Raw genomic sequence first — 14,725 nt, forward strand, 5'->3', positions numbered from 1 at the left:
ACTAAGTTAATATTTTTATGGGATATTTCAAATATCCCATATTTTTTTTTATGGTTATTTCATTCAGATGTATTGTAAATACATTTTATAAGATGTATTTTAAATATATCTTATAACTCACTAGAAGCCGAACTATGAACCCGCAATATATTAAACTCGTTAAATCTACTGTTCCTGTACTTCGTGAGAATGGTGTTGCACTTACAAGCTATTTCTACAACCGCATGTTGAACAATAATCCTGAACTTAAAAATACATTTAACCTCGATCATCAAAGTACAGGTCGTCAGCCACGCGCTCTTGCCGCTGCTGTTTTGGCTTATGCTGAGAATATTGAAAATCCAAGCGTATTGGCTAAAGCAATTGAGCACATTTCAACGAAACACGTCAGCTTAGACATTCGACCAGATCAATATTCAATTGTGGGTGAAAACTTACTTCATTCAATTAGTGAAGTTTTAGATGTACCAATGGATTCAGACTTAATTGCGGCATGGAAAGAAGCTTATCTACAATTGGCTGATATTTTAATTAATGCAGAAAAACAGAAGTTCGAAAACCTTGCTGCAAAACAAGGTGGTTGGAGCGGATGGCGTTCATTTAACATTAGTGCAATTGAAACAAATGAAAACGGTAAGACATTTACAATTAAAGCAACTGATGGCAAAGATGTTGTAAATGCTGAAGCAGGACAATACATTTCAGTTAAAGTTAAAGTTCCAAATCATGAACTTCAACAACCTCAACAATTTAAATTCGCAGATGCTCAAGCAAATAACGAATTTACATTTAGTGTTAAAGCAGAAGAAAATCGTACAGAATTCTCTGTAACGAATATCTTGGTAGAGAACTATAAAGTAGGCGATACAGTACAAGTTACCGCTCCTCTATAAGCATTATTGCTTTGTTCTAAATAGATGATTCTGTGCTGAAAGTTCCTTTAGGGGAACTTTCACGCTAAACTAGAAAGCTCCCCATCATTTATGTGACTACATGCAACTCAACAAATTTACCGATTATGCACTGCGTATTTTAATGTATATCGCTCAACCGAGAGATATGCCGTATACCATTGCCGAAATTGCGGAAGATTTGCATGTCTCTAAAAATCATTTGGTGAAAATTGTTCATTTTATGGGACAACATGATTGGATTATTACCACACGTGGCAAAGGTGGTGGAATTCGATTAAATCCAAAAGCATTAAACTCACAACTTGGTGAAATTGTTAGAATTTTACAAGGCGATCATCAAATTGTTGAATGTAACACCCCACCCTGTGTTTTACGCAGTAAATGTGGATTAAAAGGCATTTTAGATCAAGCACTTGAACAGTTTTACGTCAGCTTAAATCAATACACACTCAATGATGTTCTGAATACATCACCTCAAGCGAAATATTCAACTTTATCTGCCATTCCCCTCATTCATTTATAAAGTACTTTGTAAATTTACTTCGCTTTAAAATCTGCAAAGGTCGCTTGAATGTTCGACTTCCTTTATAATAGTCGTTTGTAGATTATTGATTGAAGTTAAGCTATGCACCACAGCAGAGGAAAGTCTAAAAACAGTAAGATAGCAAATGCGCCTAAGCAAAAGATCAGCTATGTGAAAAAAGTTGATTCTGCCATTACTGAGTACTCTGTTCGCTCATTAAATTGGTTACGAAAAGCTGAATTCTTAATGAGTGCGCCTAAGCTTAATCTTTGTGTTGAAGATACAGGTTATGAAGTTGCATTTGCAGGTCGTTCAAATGCAGGTAAATCGAGCGCGATTAATGCACTAACCAATCAAAAGCAATTGGCTCGTGCATCTAAAAAGCCTGGTCGTACACAAATGATCAACTTTTTTAGCTTAGGCAACCCAGACCAACGCTTGGTCGATTTACCAGGTTATGGTTATGCTGCCGTACCTGAAGCCATGAAAATTGTTTGGCAAAAAGAATTAGAAAACTATCTTATTCATCGTGAAAGCCTACAAGGCTTAGTGTTGCTTATGGATATTCGACATCCATTACAACATTTCGATGTAATGATGTTGGAATGGGCGTATTCACGACAATTATTTGTTCATGTACTTTTAACCAAGTCAGACAAACTCAACCGTGGCCCCGCTTCTAAAGCATTACAAGAAGTTAAGGCAGAATTGAAAAAGATGAAATTGAATTTCTCAATTCAACTTTTCTCTTCAATGAACAAAGAAGGTTTAGAAGAGCTTGCAAGTGTAATGGCAGGTCGTTTGAACTTTACGCTTGAACAATCAAATAATTTTGATTTAGATAGCATTCCAGAAGCTTCTGAAAATGATTTTGAAGAAGGTGAATTCGAATTTGAAGAAGGCAGTTTTGACAACATCGAATTTGAAGACAACCTTGATGTTGAAAATGACGCATCTGTTGAAGCCATTGATGTAAAAAAAGAAGATTAACCTTCTTTTCATACAGATAAAAAAGGTCGGAATATCCGACCTTTTTTATTGCTCAGTTTCTAAAATAGACAAACTAAACCGTATTTTCTTCTTTGGTATAACGATCAACAACCACGCTAATCATCATATCCCCTTGTACATTAACCACGGTACGAACCGTATCTAACAAACGATCAATCGGTAATAAAATTGCGATGGCTTCGGCAGGCAAACCAACCGATTGCAAAACCATAATCATCGTTACCATGCCTGCGCTTGGAATACCTGGCGCACCCAAAGATGCAATCATTGCGGTTGCACATACAATCAGTTGCTGACCAATGGTTAAATCTAAACCCATTAAGTTTGCAATAAATAAAGCAGCAGCAGCTTCATAAAGTGCTGTCCCATCCATATTTAACTGCGTACCTAATGGAATAACAAAACCTGCTGTTTGCGGACGAACACCTAAATTTTCCTGCGCACACTTCATAGAAAGTGGCATAGTTGCAGAACTTGAGCTTGTTGCAAATGCAGTAATTAATGCTGCACGTGTCCCTTTAAAAAAGGTCAATGGATTCATTTTGCCAAAAATCCACAACAACAATGGCAACACCACTACCCCGTGGAAAATTGTTGTACCTGTGACCACGGCGGCAAATTCAGCTAAACGACTTAATACAGACACATCTTCGGTGGCAATAAGCTTTGCAAGTAATGCCAAGATCCCCAATGGTGCAAGCTTCATCACCCAGCCAATCATCAACATCATAATGTCAAAAAACTGGTGACTGAGCTTACGAACCGTTCTGAAATTTTCACCACCTTTCACTAAAGCCACGCCTACAAATAAGGCAAAAACAACCACAGCTAAAACATTGCCTTCTGCAAATGCTTTAAATGGATTAATTAAAGTATTTTGAATGAAATTGGTGAAGAAAGATGACGGTGTTAATGTGTCGGGCGTGTTATGTGCGCTCATTGCATCTTGGAACATAACAATATCGACACCTTTGCCGACATTAAATAAATGCGCACATGCTAAGCCCAAAATAAGCGCCAATGTTGTTGTGGTGACACAACACATTAAAGTAATTTTCCACGTTCTACTTAACTGACCTGACGCCTCTAAATTTGAAACCCCAACCACAATTGAGCTGAAGATTAAGGGAATCAACGGCATTTTAAGTAAACCAATAAAAATACTACTGACAATACTTAAGCCATAAATACTTGCATCAAAAAATTGTGTATTTGGAAAGAGGTTTAGAACGAAACCAAAAATCACACCCAATATGGCTGCAATTAGAATTTGTGAATTTAAACTCATCCTAGAATGCTTTTTTTAATTAATTTGACCCACAATATGCCATGCACGCTTTTTAGAATCGAGAATTATTTTGTCATATGCTTATTCTTCATTTTTAAATCTAAACCAAATACAAAGAATGAATTTCTAGTAAAACATGCCAACCAAAAATAATAAATATATGATTATAATTAAATTTTATATTTTTTCTTTAGGGGGCTTTATGCAAAAAATTATTCTATTTATCGTCGTAACCATAATCACGAATGTTGTATTTGCACATTCAGGTCGAACAAATTCTGAAGGTTGTCATAATAATCATAAAAATGGCACATACCATTGCCACTAAATCTTCAAGTGAATCTTAAAAATAAAAAAGCCGAATAATGATTCGGCTTTTGAAATATTGAAAACTTAAATTTATAGCGATTCAATTTCACGCAAACGAATTAAGCCTTCTTGTGTTGTACTACAGACCAACTGACCATTTTGCCACATTCGACCAAAATTCAAACCACGCGAACTTGCGCTAATGGTTGCATCCATGTCGTAAAGCATAAACTCATCTACACGGAATGGCTTATGGAAATACATCGCATGGTCAATGCTCGCACATTGTAAACTTGGAGAAAGATAACTTAAACCATGCGGACGAAGTGCTGTCGTCATTAAAGTAAAATCTGAATAGAACGCAGCAATCGCTTGATGTAACGAAGTTTCATCCACATCTGCGGCAATTTTATCATGCGTACGAATGTAATGTGCATAGTTTGGTGCTTCAGGCTGTGGTGCGAAAGGATTAATTGGCATCACAGGGCGAAGCTCGACATGACGATCACGCATAAAACTTGCGCGTACATTTTCAGGCACAAATTCCACAATTTGAGTTTTTAATTCTGCTTCAGTTTTTAAAGTTTCAGGCGCAGGATATTCAGGCTCTGTCGTTTGATAATTCAAGCCTTCTTCTTGTTCTGCAAATGAAACCATACACATGAAAATGGTTTTACCATGCTGAATTGCACGTACTTGACGGCTGACAAAACTGCGCCCATCACGAATACGATCAACCGCATAAATGATTGGGGCGTTTACATCGCCACCAAATAAGAAATACGCATGTAATGAATGTGCAGGACGATCTGTTGTGTATGAAGCAGCACGTAATGCCTGACCTAAAACTTGCCCACCAAAGACACGCTTGCCTACCAAATTTCGGCTTTGTCCACGGAAGATATTTTCTTCAAGTTTTTCAAGGCTAAGTAAATCAACCAATTCCTGAGTTAACGTATTCATGGGGCAACCTATATCGATATGATCACAATGAAATGAGGCTTTAATTGTGTGTGACAACTAAAAAAGAAGGCTATTTTGCCATAAAACCAAGCAAAGCAATAAAGTTTTACTGACTCGCTTGTCATATGATTTTTTGAATACATCTTCTAAAAGTATGCTTTTTAACTGTAAAATTACCCGTACTTACGAATATTGTTAGAAAATGGCATATTGTTTTTGAATAGATATATTCAAAATAACAGCCCTTAAAAAAATATCTCTGTAATAACGGTCATTTAAGTAGGAGTTCTTATGTCCAAGAGTGGTTTCGGTCAAATTTATCGCAAGCTTTCTAGCAAGCTACTTGACCTCGTGGTAACGCCACAAGTTCTTGGTGAAGTTCCTGTAGCAACCCAAACTGCAGAAAAACAAGGTGATGCCTCGAACAAACCTAAAGTGGTTTGTTATGTTTTACAAAACCATTCTCGCAGCAATGCTTTAGTGGTTGATGGCGAAACACGTCGCTTAAAATTAGCACCTGCATTAGACCCGCTTATTATTAAAGATCACGAAGAAAAAGTCTCTGTCCTTTTCTTACAACATTCAGATGAAAATAATATTTTAAATCCATCTGCACATAAGCTCCCTCCACGCTTACTTAGCTTGGTTGAGTTACTAGAAAAATATCCAGATGCAGATATTGATCTTGTGCCTGTGACCCTACTTTGGGGACGTTCACCCGATAAAGAAGATTCATTGCTAAAACTGTTAATGACAGATACTTGGTCTACACCAGGAACTGTAAAACAGCTTGTAAATATTGGGATGCATGGTCGTCAATCTTACTTAGAATTCCATGAGCCACAATCACTACGTAAGCTTATTGAATTTGCGAAAGTAACCCATCCAAATATTTCACCTGCAACATATATTTTAAATACCTTAAATAACTACTTAGATAATCAACGTGAAATTGTTTTAGGACCTGACTTATCAGACCGTCGCAATGTCATGCATTCATTGATCAAATCTCCCGATGTTCAAGATGCTATTCGTCGTGAAAGTATTCGTAGCAAAATTAGTTTGCTTGAAGCAGAACGTCGCGCTGTAGGGTGTTTAAACGAAATCGTATCTGATTATTCACACTCAACGGTGCGTTTTGCATTTATGGCACTGACTCGCCTTTGGACACAGCTTTATGATGGTGTAGATGTTCACAACTTTAGTACGGTTCGTGAATTAGCCAAAGACTACGAAATTATTTATACGCCATGTCACCGTAGCCACATCGACTATTTATTGCTTTCTTATGTGATTTATCAACGTGGTTTGATGGTGCCTTACATTGCTGCAGGCGATAATTTAAACATGCCTTTTGTAGGTCAAATTTTACGTGGTGGTGGCGCATTCTTTATTCGTCGTTCATTCCGTGGAAATGGTTTGTACACCACCGTATTTAAAGAATATTTGTATAGCATTTTGTCACGCAATACACCGCTTGAATATTTCATTGAAGGTGGTCGTTCACGCACAGGTCGCATCTTACCGCCTAAAACAGGCATGTTGGCTATGACGGTTCACAGTCATTTACGTGGTCGCTCTAAACCTATCGTATTTATTCCAACTTATATTGGCTATGAACGCTTAATGGAAGGTTCAACTTACGTTGGTGAAATGAATGGTAAGGCTAAAGAGTCTGAATCAATTATGGGGATTATTAAAACCCTACGTAAAATTGAGAAAGTGTTTGGTAAGGTTCATGTGAACTTTGGCGAGCCTGTTTTCTTAGATGACATGCTAAAGCAACATCATGCAGAGAATGTCACGGTCACTAAAAATGATGATGCTATTCCAGATGAAGTTTCACAAGCTGTAAATAGCTCTGCAAATGCAATTTTAGAAAACATTAACCGTGCCGCGGTGATTAACCCTGTTTCATTACTTTCTCTTATTCTGCTTGCTACGCCAAAACACACTTTAGATGAAGAAATTTGTGTAAAACAAATTGATACTTACCGTAATTTGCTTGCATCACTACCTTATGATGAACGCATTCAAGTGACGCCATTATCAGGCAAAGAAATTATTGCTTATGGTTTAAAACTCAAACTAATTAAACGAGTCAATCATGTTTTAGGCGATATTATTGCGATTGAAGAAGGTCAAGGCGTATTGCTAACTTACTTCCGTAATAACATTTTACATGCCTTTGTTTTACCATCTTTAATTGCAGCACTAGTCAATCATAATGGTTCTATTGCACCGAAAGATTTATGCAATGTCATCAAAACTTTATATCCATTCTTAAAAGCTGAATTGTTCTTAAAGTGGAATGAAGACGAAATTCAAGTGCCAACTGAAGCGTATATTGATGCTTTATTGAATGCAAAACTCATTAGCAAAGATGCAGATGGAAATCTAATTTCTCCTGCACCAAATACTGAAGATCATAATCAGCTTGTTGTTCTTGCAACGCCTGTTATGCAAAGTCTTGAACGCTACTACATGACTTTATCTTTAATTACGCAACGTGGTTCAGGCAATATTTCTACACGCCAAGTTGAAGAACTTAGCCATTTAGTAGGTCAGCGTTTATCTGTACTTTATGAATTCAACTCACCTGAATTTTTCGATAAAGCACTATTCCAAAGCTTTATTAAAGTGCTTACGCAAAAAGGTTATATCAGCACCAACGAAAACAACGCTATTGTCTTTGATGAACAATTTAAAAATGTCACTCAATATGCAAATCTTGTTTTAGATGATGTTACCTTGCAAATGCTTCATCACATTACTTCATTTACAGATGAAGAATTAAAAGAAGCACTAGATGCATTAGCTGCTCAACAAGCGAAGAAACGCCAAAAGCGTAAGAAAAAATAAGCAAAAAAAGCCTCTCCAGTGAGAGGCTTTTTTAATAGAACAAATTAATCGTGTTTTAATTGAAATCCAGCATCCAACATTCTTGTGGCAAAAATACGTTTCCCTGTTTCCTTTGTGCTTTCCAAAACCAATTCAAGCAAATTTAGTTCTTTCTGAATTTTTAGAATCTTCTCATGCAAGGGCTCAGGCTTGTTATTGGTCACAATATAACTCTGCTTTAGATGTTCCACGTGAAGCACATGCGCTAAAAAACTGGCTAAATCATTAACATGAATTCGGTTCGACCAATGAATATTGGGGTACGTTTTTGTATTTTCAGCAAGACCAATCATGCGTTTAGATAAACCATCATAAATGCCTGTTGGGCGAATAATGGTGCATTTTTCAGAAAAAGCCTTTAAATACACTTGCTCCATCTCTGCCAAAATTTGCCCTTGCTCATCACATGGATTAATTGGCGACTCATCATCAACTCCCTGCCCTGCATTCTCACCATAAACCCGCGTAGAAGAAACAACAATTATGCGTTTTATCGGATGATCTTTCAGCGCTGAAATAATCAATTGAGCAGAATTTAAATATGCTTCCCTATAGCCATCAACATTGCTTTGCTTAGGCGACAATAAAATATAAACACAATCGATAGGTGAAATTTGACTTAAATTAAGACGATGAATATCTTGAATAAGATGCGTTGCGTATTCATCTGTTTTCGGACTTGAACTAATTGTGGTAATTTGATGATCCAGCGCAAATAGTTGTTTAGCAACGCGCTGAGATGTTTTACCATAACCTATAAATAAAATATGCATTTAGCACCAATCACATACTGAGTTGAGAGGACATGGCCGCAGTCCACCAATTGCAAGGCGTAGGAAATGCCTCTGCCGCTTTACTAGAAAAGCTAAATATCTTTAATACAGATGATTTACTGTTTCATCTTCCACGTGACTATGAAGATCGTAGCACGATCATTCCTATGAACCAATTGGATGTAGGCAGAAGCTATTTGCTTGAAGGTATTGTCAAAGGTGTCGATTTTCCACCGGGAAAACGCAAATCTATGGCGGTTTTACTCGATGATGATTTTGGTAAAGTTACTTTACGTTTTTATCATATTTATAAAGGCATTACAGATCGAGCAAAGCTTGGAAATCGTTTAAGAATATTTGGCGAAGTTCGTGTAGGTGCTCGCGGTTTAGAGCTTTATCACCCTGAAATTCAGGTCATTAGCGAACATACACCTTTACCAAAAACACAACTCACTGCAATTTATCCAAGTACAGAAGGCTTAACACAATCTAAACTACGTGAATATGTAAAGCAGGCACTGCAACAACATAGTGATGATTTACCCGAATTACTGCCTAAAAAATTCACCAATGGATATGCTTTAAAAGAAGCATTGAATTATATTCATCATCCACCTGTAGATGCCAATATGATTCAACTCGCGCAAGGTTCACATCCTGCGCAGCAACGTTTAATTTTTGAAGAATTGGTCGCACATCAAGTTAGCTTATTAACACGACGTGCCTATATTCAACAAATTGAAGCCCCTTCGTTTTCGCCAAGTAAAAAGTACGCAAAAGCATTATTAAGTGCCTTACCTTTTGAAATGACAGGCGCACAAAAACGTGTTTCTAAAGAAATTGCAGATGACTTAAAACTCAATAAACCCATGCTTCGCTTGGTTCAGGGTGATGTAGGTGCAGGTAAAACTTTAGTTGCAGGTGTAGCGGCATGTCACGCACTTGAAGAAGGTTGGCAAGTTGCACTGATGGCACCCACAGAAATTTTGGCAGAACAACACTATTTGAATTTCAAAAAATGGTTTGAACCTTTAGGTTTGTCGGTATCTTGGCTCTCAGGCAAACAAAAAGGTAAAGCTCGTGCAGTAGCAGAAAAAACCATTCAAGATGGTTCAGCACAGTTAATTGTCGGAACACATGCACTATTTCAAGAAAATGTTGAATTTGCCAAACTTGGTTTAGTAATTATTGATGAGCAACATCGTTTTGGTGTAGATCAACGCCTTGCTTTACGCAATAAGGGCTTAGATGGAATGACTCCACATCAGCTTGTTATGACTGCCACACCGATTCCACGTACGCTTGCAATGTCTGCTTATGGTGATTTAGACACCTCTGTTATTGATGAACTTCCTCCGGGTCGTACACCTATTCAAACCGTCACTATTCCGCTTGACCGTCGTGAAGAAGTTTTAAATCGAATTGCGACAAATTGTGCAGAAGACAAACAAGCCTATTGGGTTTGTACCCTTGTGGAACAATCTGAAACTTTAGATGCTCAAGCTGCCGAAGCAAGCTATCAAGAAATACGTGAACGTTTTCCACACTTAAAAGTGGGCTTGGTTCACGGCAAAATGAAAGCCGATGATAAACAAGCAGTCATGCAGCAGTTCAAGGACAATGAACTTCAACTCCTCATTGCCACGACAGTTATTGAAGTGGGTGTAGATGTTCCAAATGCGTCGATTATGGTCATTGAAAATGCAGAACGTTTAGGACTTTCACAGCTTCACCAATTACGAGGTCGTGTTGGTCGAGGTGCGAAAGCCAGTTTCTGCGCCCTGCTTTACAAGAATCCATTATCACAAAATGGACAAGAACGTTTACGCATAATGCGTGAAACCAATGATGGCTTTTTAATTGCAGAAAAAGATTTAGAGATTCGTGGACCAGGTGAATTGTTAGGTACCAAACAAACGGGAGATATGGGTTTTCGTGTTGCTAAATTAGAACGTGATGACCATCTTCTGAGTCAGGCGCATTATGTCGCACAACAAATTTTAAAAGATTACCCAAGTCATGCAGATGCTTTATTAAAACGATGGTTACCTGAAGCACCAAGGTATGCCTATGTTTAATCTTCTACACTATACTTCAGCATTAATGCGCTCATTTACACATTGCCAACTGTGTGGTGTCGATGCTCAAGTGAAATATTCTGTTTGTGCTGAATGTTGGGATAGTTTGCCTTGGTATAAGCAAACGGTTCAACGCCAAGAAATGGATATTTCAGTGGCTTGCCATTACGCTTACCCAATCGATCGAATCATTCAAAAGTTTAAATATGAACAACAACTGCATTATCAAACGCTACTTTCAGGTATTTTAAAAGAACTGCGCTTTCCTAAAATACAAGCCATAGTGCCTATGCCTATTTCAAATGAGCGCTTGATTGAACGTGGCTTTAATCAAACCTTAGTTCTAGCAAACACACTTGCTCAAGATTTAAATATTCCTGTTTGGCAACCCATTTCACGCTCACATCAACATTCACAAAAAGGCTTAAACCGCTTAGAACGACTTGAAAATATTGATGAACAATTTGAAATTAACCACAGCTCAAAAATCCAATATCGTCGTGTATTAATTCTAGATGATGTTGTCACTACAGGTAGTTCAATTCACGCCTTAAAACTAAAATTAGAAGAACTAGGCTGTCAAAAAATTTATGCCGCTTGTTTAGCATATGCAGATAATTAAAGTTCACCCCCTAAAATAAAAAAGGAAAGATTCTATCTTTCCTTTTTTAATAAACGAATGAAACTTAAACCATAACTTCAGATAAGTATTTCTTCACCCAAGGAATTGCCACTTCAAGCGTTAATGGCGCAAGCAAAGTATCTTGATCATCGATATCAATCCACTTCATTTCTGCAATTTCAGCTTCAACGTGCGGTTGCTCGTGTAACGAAACGTGATACATATAACTAATCAATTGATGATCAGGTTCATTAGCCGCCATCGTTTCAAATCGACCTACAAAACTTTCTATTTGCGCTTCACAACCAATTTCTTCATGAATTTCACGAAGCATCGTCACTTCAGGTTGTTCATTCGGTTCTAGCTTTCCACCCACTTGCATAAAAAATTCGGTATTTTTTTTACGCACCACTAAAAGTTGCTGTTGCTCATTTAAAATAATTGCCGCTGCAACCGTAATTATGTTCATGCTTTTTTCACTTCTTTCGGACGTTCAACCATTCCCCATTTCGGTTCAGGTGCTACAAATGTTTCAATTTGACTTAAAATTTCGTTAATTGAAGAGGATGAAATTAATGAATCATTAAAGCGAGAATGAGTAAAACCTTTAGTTGTTGTTACTTCAATGAATTTAATTAAATCATCATAAAAACCATCGACGTTCAAAAATGCACAAGGTTTTAAATGAATACCCAACTGCGCCCAAGTCCATTGTTCAAAAATTTCTTCTAATGTTCCAGAACCACCCGGCATTGCAATAAAAGCATCAGAAAGCTCGGACATTTTTGTTTTACGCTCATGCATATCTTTTACAACATGAAGCTCTGTTAAATTTGGATGCGCCAACTCTTTATTCACAAGCACTTCAGGAATAACACCAACGACCTTTCCACCTGCCTGCAATGCACTATCAGCCACAACACCCATCAAGCCTGAACGACCACCGCCATACACCAAAGTTTTGCCTTGTTGAGCAATTGCTTTACCAAGTTCTTGTGCTGTTTGAGTAAAAATTTCATCTGTACCAAAAGCCGAACCACAAAAAACAGCAATAGAATTTGTCATTTTTTCACCATGTTATCGTGTTGAAATACAATTAAATAACGTTCAGCTCATTTTTTTAAATAAAATAACGATATGAACAGTGCTTTTAATCTAAACCTTGTCTAAAATACACGCATTACGAATATGGATACTGCGCAAAGGAGAAAAGACGAATGCTCGAAGCCTTTTACCCGACCGAGCGCGGTAGTTTAGCAGACGCCACAATCAATGGCGGTTTTGACTTACATCAAGACTTGGTCTGGATCGATCTCATTGCACCATCTCAAGAAGAACAACAATGGGTGCTCGATGCTTACGATCAAAATCTTCCAACCCTCAAATCTTTAGAAGACATTTCATCTTCTGCTCGATTCTACCGTGATGACGACGGTATTTTACATATCAGCACATATTTTTTAACGAAAAATAAAAACTTCCAACTTGATGGTGAACCTGAAGAAAACTCAAGTATTCTTTCAATGGTTCAAACCGTTGCCTTTATTCTTCATAAAGATCGCTTATTTACATTACGTGGTGAAAAGCTCGTTGCCTTTCGTGCGTTCCGAGCACGAGCACGTCGTAATGATTATGAAATTGATTACAAAGACCCAACTTGGGTACTTTTAGGCTTATTAGAAGCAAAACTCGATGAGCTTGCGGATATTTTAGAAGATATCCACAAAGACTTAGAAAAATACTCCACAGAAGTTTTGAACAACCGTCATCGTGAACAAATCTTAGATTTAGATGACATGATTACTCGACTTGCTCAATTAGAAGATACGCTTGGAAAAGCACAACTCTGTTTAATTGATTTACGTCGTGTACTGACCTTTTTAGCACGTCCTCGTGCATTAGGCAGTCATATATACGATGCAGATATCCGAGAGTTAAGTGAAGATGTTCGCTCACTTGTCGAACATGATGCTTTCCTATTCCAAAAAGTTCGATTCTTACTTGATACAACGTCTGGATTCATTAATACCGAACAGAATGACACGATCCGTCGATTCTCTATTTTACCAAGTATGCTTGCGCCACCTATGCTCGTTGCAAGTGTTTATGGTATGAATACCGATGTTCTTCCTTTTGCTCACGGTACAACAAGTTTTGTCATGGTAAGTGCCATTTTGTTAGCATTCTTTATTGGCCCCATGATTTATTTCCGCTGGAAAAAATGGATTTGAAAGCACCCATTTTCACCTATTGAAATTCTGTCTCCCTTTGAGAGAGAGTTAGAGAGAGGGCAACAAAACCTCTCCCTAGCCCTCTCCTAACAGGAGAGGGAAATTCACAAAGTACTTCCAGTGAAATAAAAAAAAGCACCTTTCGGTGCTTTTTTATTTTAGGGTTTAACTCAGTAATTGCAGATCACTTTCTAAGTGACAAGCCTGAATAATATTCATCATTTTTGGCGGTACAGATTTAAACTGTAAGCCTTTTGCCTCAGGTGTATGACGCAATAAACGCACCAATACTGCCAAAGCTAAAGTACTACCATGCTCTAGTTGAGACAAATCAACCACCACAGGTAGTTGAATCTGAGTCTGGAGGATCGCCAAACCTTCTTGATAATATTCTTCAGCATTGTCGTAATCGATTTTACCCGATACCACTAACTGCTGATTGATGTATTCAATCACTGATCACCTATAATTATTTATTTACAGCAGCTTCTGCATCTGGTTTAAAGTTCGCAATTGCTTTATCTAAGTTTCCGCCATTACGTTTCACTGTCGCGGCAAATTGATTGCGGAATTGTAAACCTAAGTCGATACCAGATACGTTGATATTACGCACTTTCCATTGAGTTCCTTTATCTACCAATTGGAAAGATACTGGAATTTTTTCGCCCTTATTATTGAAATCAATCGTTACAACAGGGTTTTTGCTGCCTGTATCTTTATAAGGACGCAAGGTATAAGTTTGATTTGAGAATTTTGCAAATGCTGAACCATAATTTTCAATTAAAGTTTCACGGAAATTCTTTTCAAACTGAGCACGCTGTGCAGCAGAACTATTTTGATTAGTCGCATAAGTACCCATCACAATTCGGGTAAATGCTTGAGAATCGATATACGGATCTAAATTTTGACGAACAATTGTTTTTGCCAAAGCTGGGTTTGTTTTCAACTTAGCATTGTCTGCTTTTAAGCGTGAAATTAAACCATCAGCTACTTTTTTCACAAATGCAGGAGGTGCTTCAGCAGGAGCAGCAAAAGCTGTGCTTGCAATCATTGCAGAAAGAATGCTGACTGTTAATGTCTGTTTTAATAAAGTATTCATTTATGTGCTCCAA

Annotated in this window: 15 protein-coding genes; 8 read left to right on the top strand and 7 right to left on the bottom strand. The window is 37.5% G+C overall.

What is annotated here, in order from left to right; genetic code table 11:
* The first annotated feature begins 134 nt into the window (after window positions 1–134).
* The 3 genes from GTK57_RS04085 to yihA all read left to right on the top strand — a co-directional run bounded on the left by GTK57_RS04085 (window position 135) and on the right by yihA (window position 2,427).
* Window positions 135–893 (top strand): globin domain-containing protein, encoded by a 759-nt coding sequence (locus GTK57_RS04085; protein WP_163121448.1) that lies wholly within the window; start codon window positions 135–137, stop codon window positions 891–893.
* A 100-nt stretch (window positions 894–993) separates the two neighbouring features.
* Window positions 994–1,437: an RrF2 family transcriptional regulator gene (locus tag GTK57_RS04090; RefSeq protein ID WP_163121450.1), complete on the top strand. Its 444-nt coding sequence runs from the start codon at window positions 994–996 to the stop codon at window positions 1,435–1,437.
* A 102-nt stretch (window positions 1,438–1,539) separates the two neighbouring features.
* Entirely contained in the window at window positions 1,540–2,427 is an 888-nt protein-coding gene (gene yihA, locus GTK57_RS04095) for a ribosome biogenesis GTP-binding protein YihA/YsxC (RefSeq protein ID WP_152874619.1), read from the top strand.
* Between the two features lie 73 nt (window positions 2,428–2,500).
* Here the strand turns inward: yihA and GTK57_RS04100 are convergent, their stop codons facing one another.
* Window positions 2,501–3,736 (bottom strand): dicarboxylate/amino acid:cation symporter, encoded by a 1,236-nt coding sequence (locus tag GTK57_RS04100; RefSeq protein WP_163121452.1) that lies wholly within the window; start codon window positions 3,734–3,736, stop codon window positions 2,501–2,503.
* A gap of 202 nt (window positions 3,737–3,938) precedes the next feature.
* Here GTK57_RS04100 and GTK57_RS04105 point away from each other — a divergent pair, with 202 nt between their 5' ends.
* A complete protein-coding gene (locus tag GTK57_RS04105) occupies window positions 3,939–4,064 on the top strand; it encodes a YHYH domain-containing protein (RefSeq protein ID WP_152874924.1) in 126 nt (41 codons plus the stop codon).
* A 71-nt stretch (window positions 4,065–4,135) separates the two neighbouring features.
* On the opposite strand, the gene GTK57_RS04110 is transcribed toward GTK57_RS04105, so the two are convergent.
* Window positions 4,136–5,008 (bottom strand): acyl-CoA thioesterase, encoded by an 873-nt coding sequence (locus GTK57_RS04110; RefSeq protein ID WP_163121454.1) that lies wholly within the window; start codon window positions 5,006–5,008, stop codon window positions 4,136–4,138.
* 291 nt (window positions 5,009–5,299) lie between these two features.
* Here GTK57_RS04110 and plsB point away from each other — a divergent pair, with 291 nt between their 5' ends.
* Window positions 5,300–7,870, top strand: a complete 2,571-nt coding sequence (plsB, locus tag GTK57_RS04115; RefSeq protein WP_163121456.1) for a glycerol-3-phosphate 1-O-acyltransferase PlsB — start codon at window positions 5,300–5,302, stop codon at window positions 7,868–7,870.
* Between the two features lie 44 nt (window positions 7,871–7,914).
* Here plsB and GTK57_RS04120 read toward each other — a convergent pair whose 3' ends face one another.
* Window positions 7,915–8,682 (bottom strand): NAD(P)H-binding protein, encoded by a 768-nt coding sequence (locus tag GTK57_RS04120; protein WP_163121458.1) that lies wholly within the window; start codon window positions 8,680–8,682, stop codon window positions 7,915–7,917.
* A 32-nt stretch (window positions 8,683–8,714) separates the two neighbouring features.
* On the opposite strand from GTK57_RS04120, the gene recG reads away from it, so the two are divergent.
* The gene (gene recG / locus GTK57_RS04125) at window positions 8,715–10,760 is read left to right on the top strand and encodes an ATP-dependent DNA helicase RecG (protein WP_163121460.1); all 2,046 of its coding nucleotides are present in this window, start codon (window positions 8,715–8,717) and stop codon (window positions 10,758–10,760) included.
* Window positions 10,747–11,382 (top strand): ComF family protein, encoded by a 636-nt coding sequence (locus GTK57_RS04130; RefSeq protein ID WP_152874918.1) that lies wholly within the window; start codon window positions 10,747–10,749, stop codon window positions 11,380–11,382. The genes recG and GTK57_RS04130 overlap by 14 nt, the downstream gene beginning before the upstream one ends.
* A gap of 64 nt (window positions 11,383–11,446) precedes the next feature.
* Here the strand turns inward: GTK57_RS04130 and GTK57_RS04135 are convergent, their stop codons facing one another.
* Window positions 11,447–11,851 (bottom strand): NUDIX hydrolase, encoded by a 405-nt coding sequence (locus tag GTK57_RS04135; RefSeq protein WP_163121462.1) that lies wholly within the window; start codon window positions 11,849–11,851, stop codon window positions 11,447–11,449.
* On the bottom strand, window positions 11,848–12,447 hold the full coding sequence (locus GTK57_RS04140) for an LOG family protein (RefSeq protein WP_163121464.1): 600 nt from the start codon (window positions 12,445–12,447) through the stop codon (window positions 11,848–11,850). The genes GTK57_RS04135 and GTK57_RS04140 overlap by 4 nt, the downstream gene beginning before the upstream one ends.
* A 152-nt stretch (window positions 12,448–12,599) precedes the next feature.
* Here GTK57_RS04140 and GTK57_RS04145 point away from each other — a divergent pair, with 152 nt between their 5' ends.
* Window positions 12,600–13,613 (top strand): magnesium and cobalt transport protein CorA, encoded by a 1,014-nt coding sequence (locus GTK57_RS04145; RefSeq protein ID WP_152874913.1) that lies wholly within the window; start codon window positions 12,600–12,602, stop codon window positions 13,611–13,613.
* 165 nt (window positions 13,614–13,778) lie between these two features.
* On the opposite strand, the gene GTK57_RS04150 is transcribed toward GTK57_RS04145, so the two are convergent.
* Both GTK57_RS04150 and GTK57_RS04155 read right to left on the bottom strand, forming a co-directional pair.
* The gene (locus tag GTK57_RS04150; RefSeq protein ID WP_163121466.1) at window positions 13,779–14,069 is read right to left on the bottom strand and encodes an STAS domain-containing protein; all 291 of its coding nucleotides are present in this window, start codon (window positions 14,067–14,069) and stop codon (window positions 13,779–13,781) included.
* 13 nt (window positions 14,070–14,082) lie between these two features.
* Window positions 14,083–14,712 (bottom strand): MlaC/ttg2D family ABC transporter substrate-binding protein, encoded by a 630-nt coding sequence (locus GTK57_RS04155; RefSeq protein ID WP_163121468.1) that lies wholly within the window; start codon window positions 14,710–14,712, stop codon window positions 14,083–14,085.
* Between the last annotated feature and the right edge of the window lie 13 nt (window positions 14,713–14,725).

The organism is Acinetobacter portensis (genome assembly GCF_010646905.1).
Lineage (GTDB): Bacteria > Pseudomonadota > Gammaproteobacteria > Pseudomonadales > Moraxellaceae > Acinetobacter > Acinetobacter portensis.

Bases quoted from the DNA above. Each gene is read 5' to 3' on its own strand.
- GTK57_RS04130 (WP_152874918.1), top strand. From the start codon at position 10,747: ATGCCTATGTTTAATCTTCTACACTATACTTCAGCATTAATGCGCTCA.
- GTK57_RS04085 (WP_163121448.1), top strand. From the start codon at position 135: ATGAACCCGCAATATATTAAACTCGTTAAATCTACTGTTCCTGTACTT.
- GTK57_RS04155 (WP_163121468.1), bottom strand. From the start codon at position 14,712: ATGAATACTTTATTAAAACAGACATTAACAGTCAGCATTCTTTCTGCA.
- plsB (WP_163121456.1), top strand. From the start codon at position 5,300: ATGTCCAAGAGTGGTTTCGGTCAAATTTATCGCAAGCTTTCTAGCAAG.
- GTK57_RS04090 (WP_163121450.1), top strand. From the start codon at position 994: ATGCAACTCAACAAATTTACCGATTATGCACTGCGTATTTTAATGTAT.
- recG (WP_163121460.1), top strand. From the start codon at position 8,715: ATGGCCGCAGTCCACCAATTGCAAGGCGTAGGAAATGCCTCTGCCGCT.
- GTK57_RS04105 (WP_152874924.1), top strand. From the start codon at position 3,939: ATGCAAAAAATTATTCTATTTATCGTCGTAACCATAATCACGAATGTT.
- GTK57_RS04140 (WP_163121464.1), bottom strand. From the start codon at position 12,447: ATGACAAATTCTATTGCTGTTTTTTGTGGTTCGGCTTTTGGTACAGAT.
- yihA (WP_152874619.1), top strand. From the start codon at position 1,540: ATGCACCACAGCAGAGGAAAGTCTAAAAACAGTAAGATAGCAAATGCG.
- GTK57_RS04120 (WP_163121458.1), bottom strand. From the start codon at position 8,682: ATGCATATTTTATTTATAGGTTATGGTAAAACATCTCAGCGCGTTGCT.
- GTK57_RS04110 (WP_163121454.1), bottom strand. From the start codon at position 5,008: ATGAATACGTTAACTCAGGAATTGGTTGATTTACTTAGCCTTGAAAAA.
- GTK57_RS04145 (WP_152874913.1), top strand. From the start codon at position 12,600: ATGCTCGAAGCCTTTTACCCGACCGAGCGCGGTAGTTTAGCAGACGCC.
- GTK57_RS04100 (WP_163121452.1), bottom strand. From the start codon at position 3,736: ATGAGTTTAAATTCACAAATTCTAATTGCAGCCATATTGGGTGTGATT.
- GTK57_RS04135 (WP_163121462.1), bottom strand. From the start codon at position 11,851: ATGAACATAATTACGGTTGCAGCGGCAATTATTTTAAATGAGCAACAG.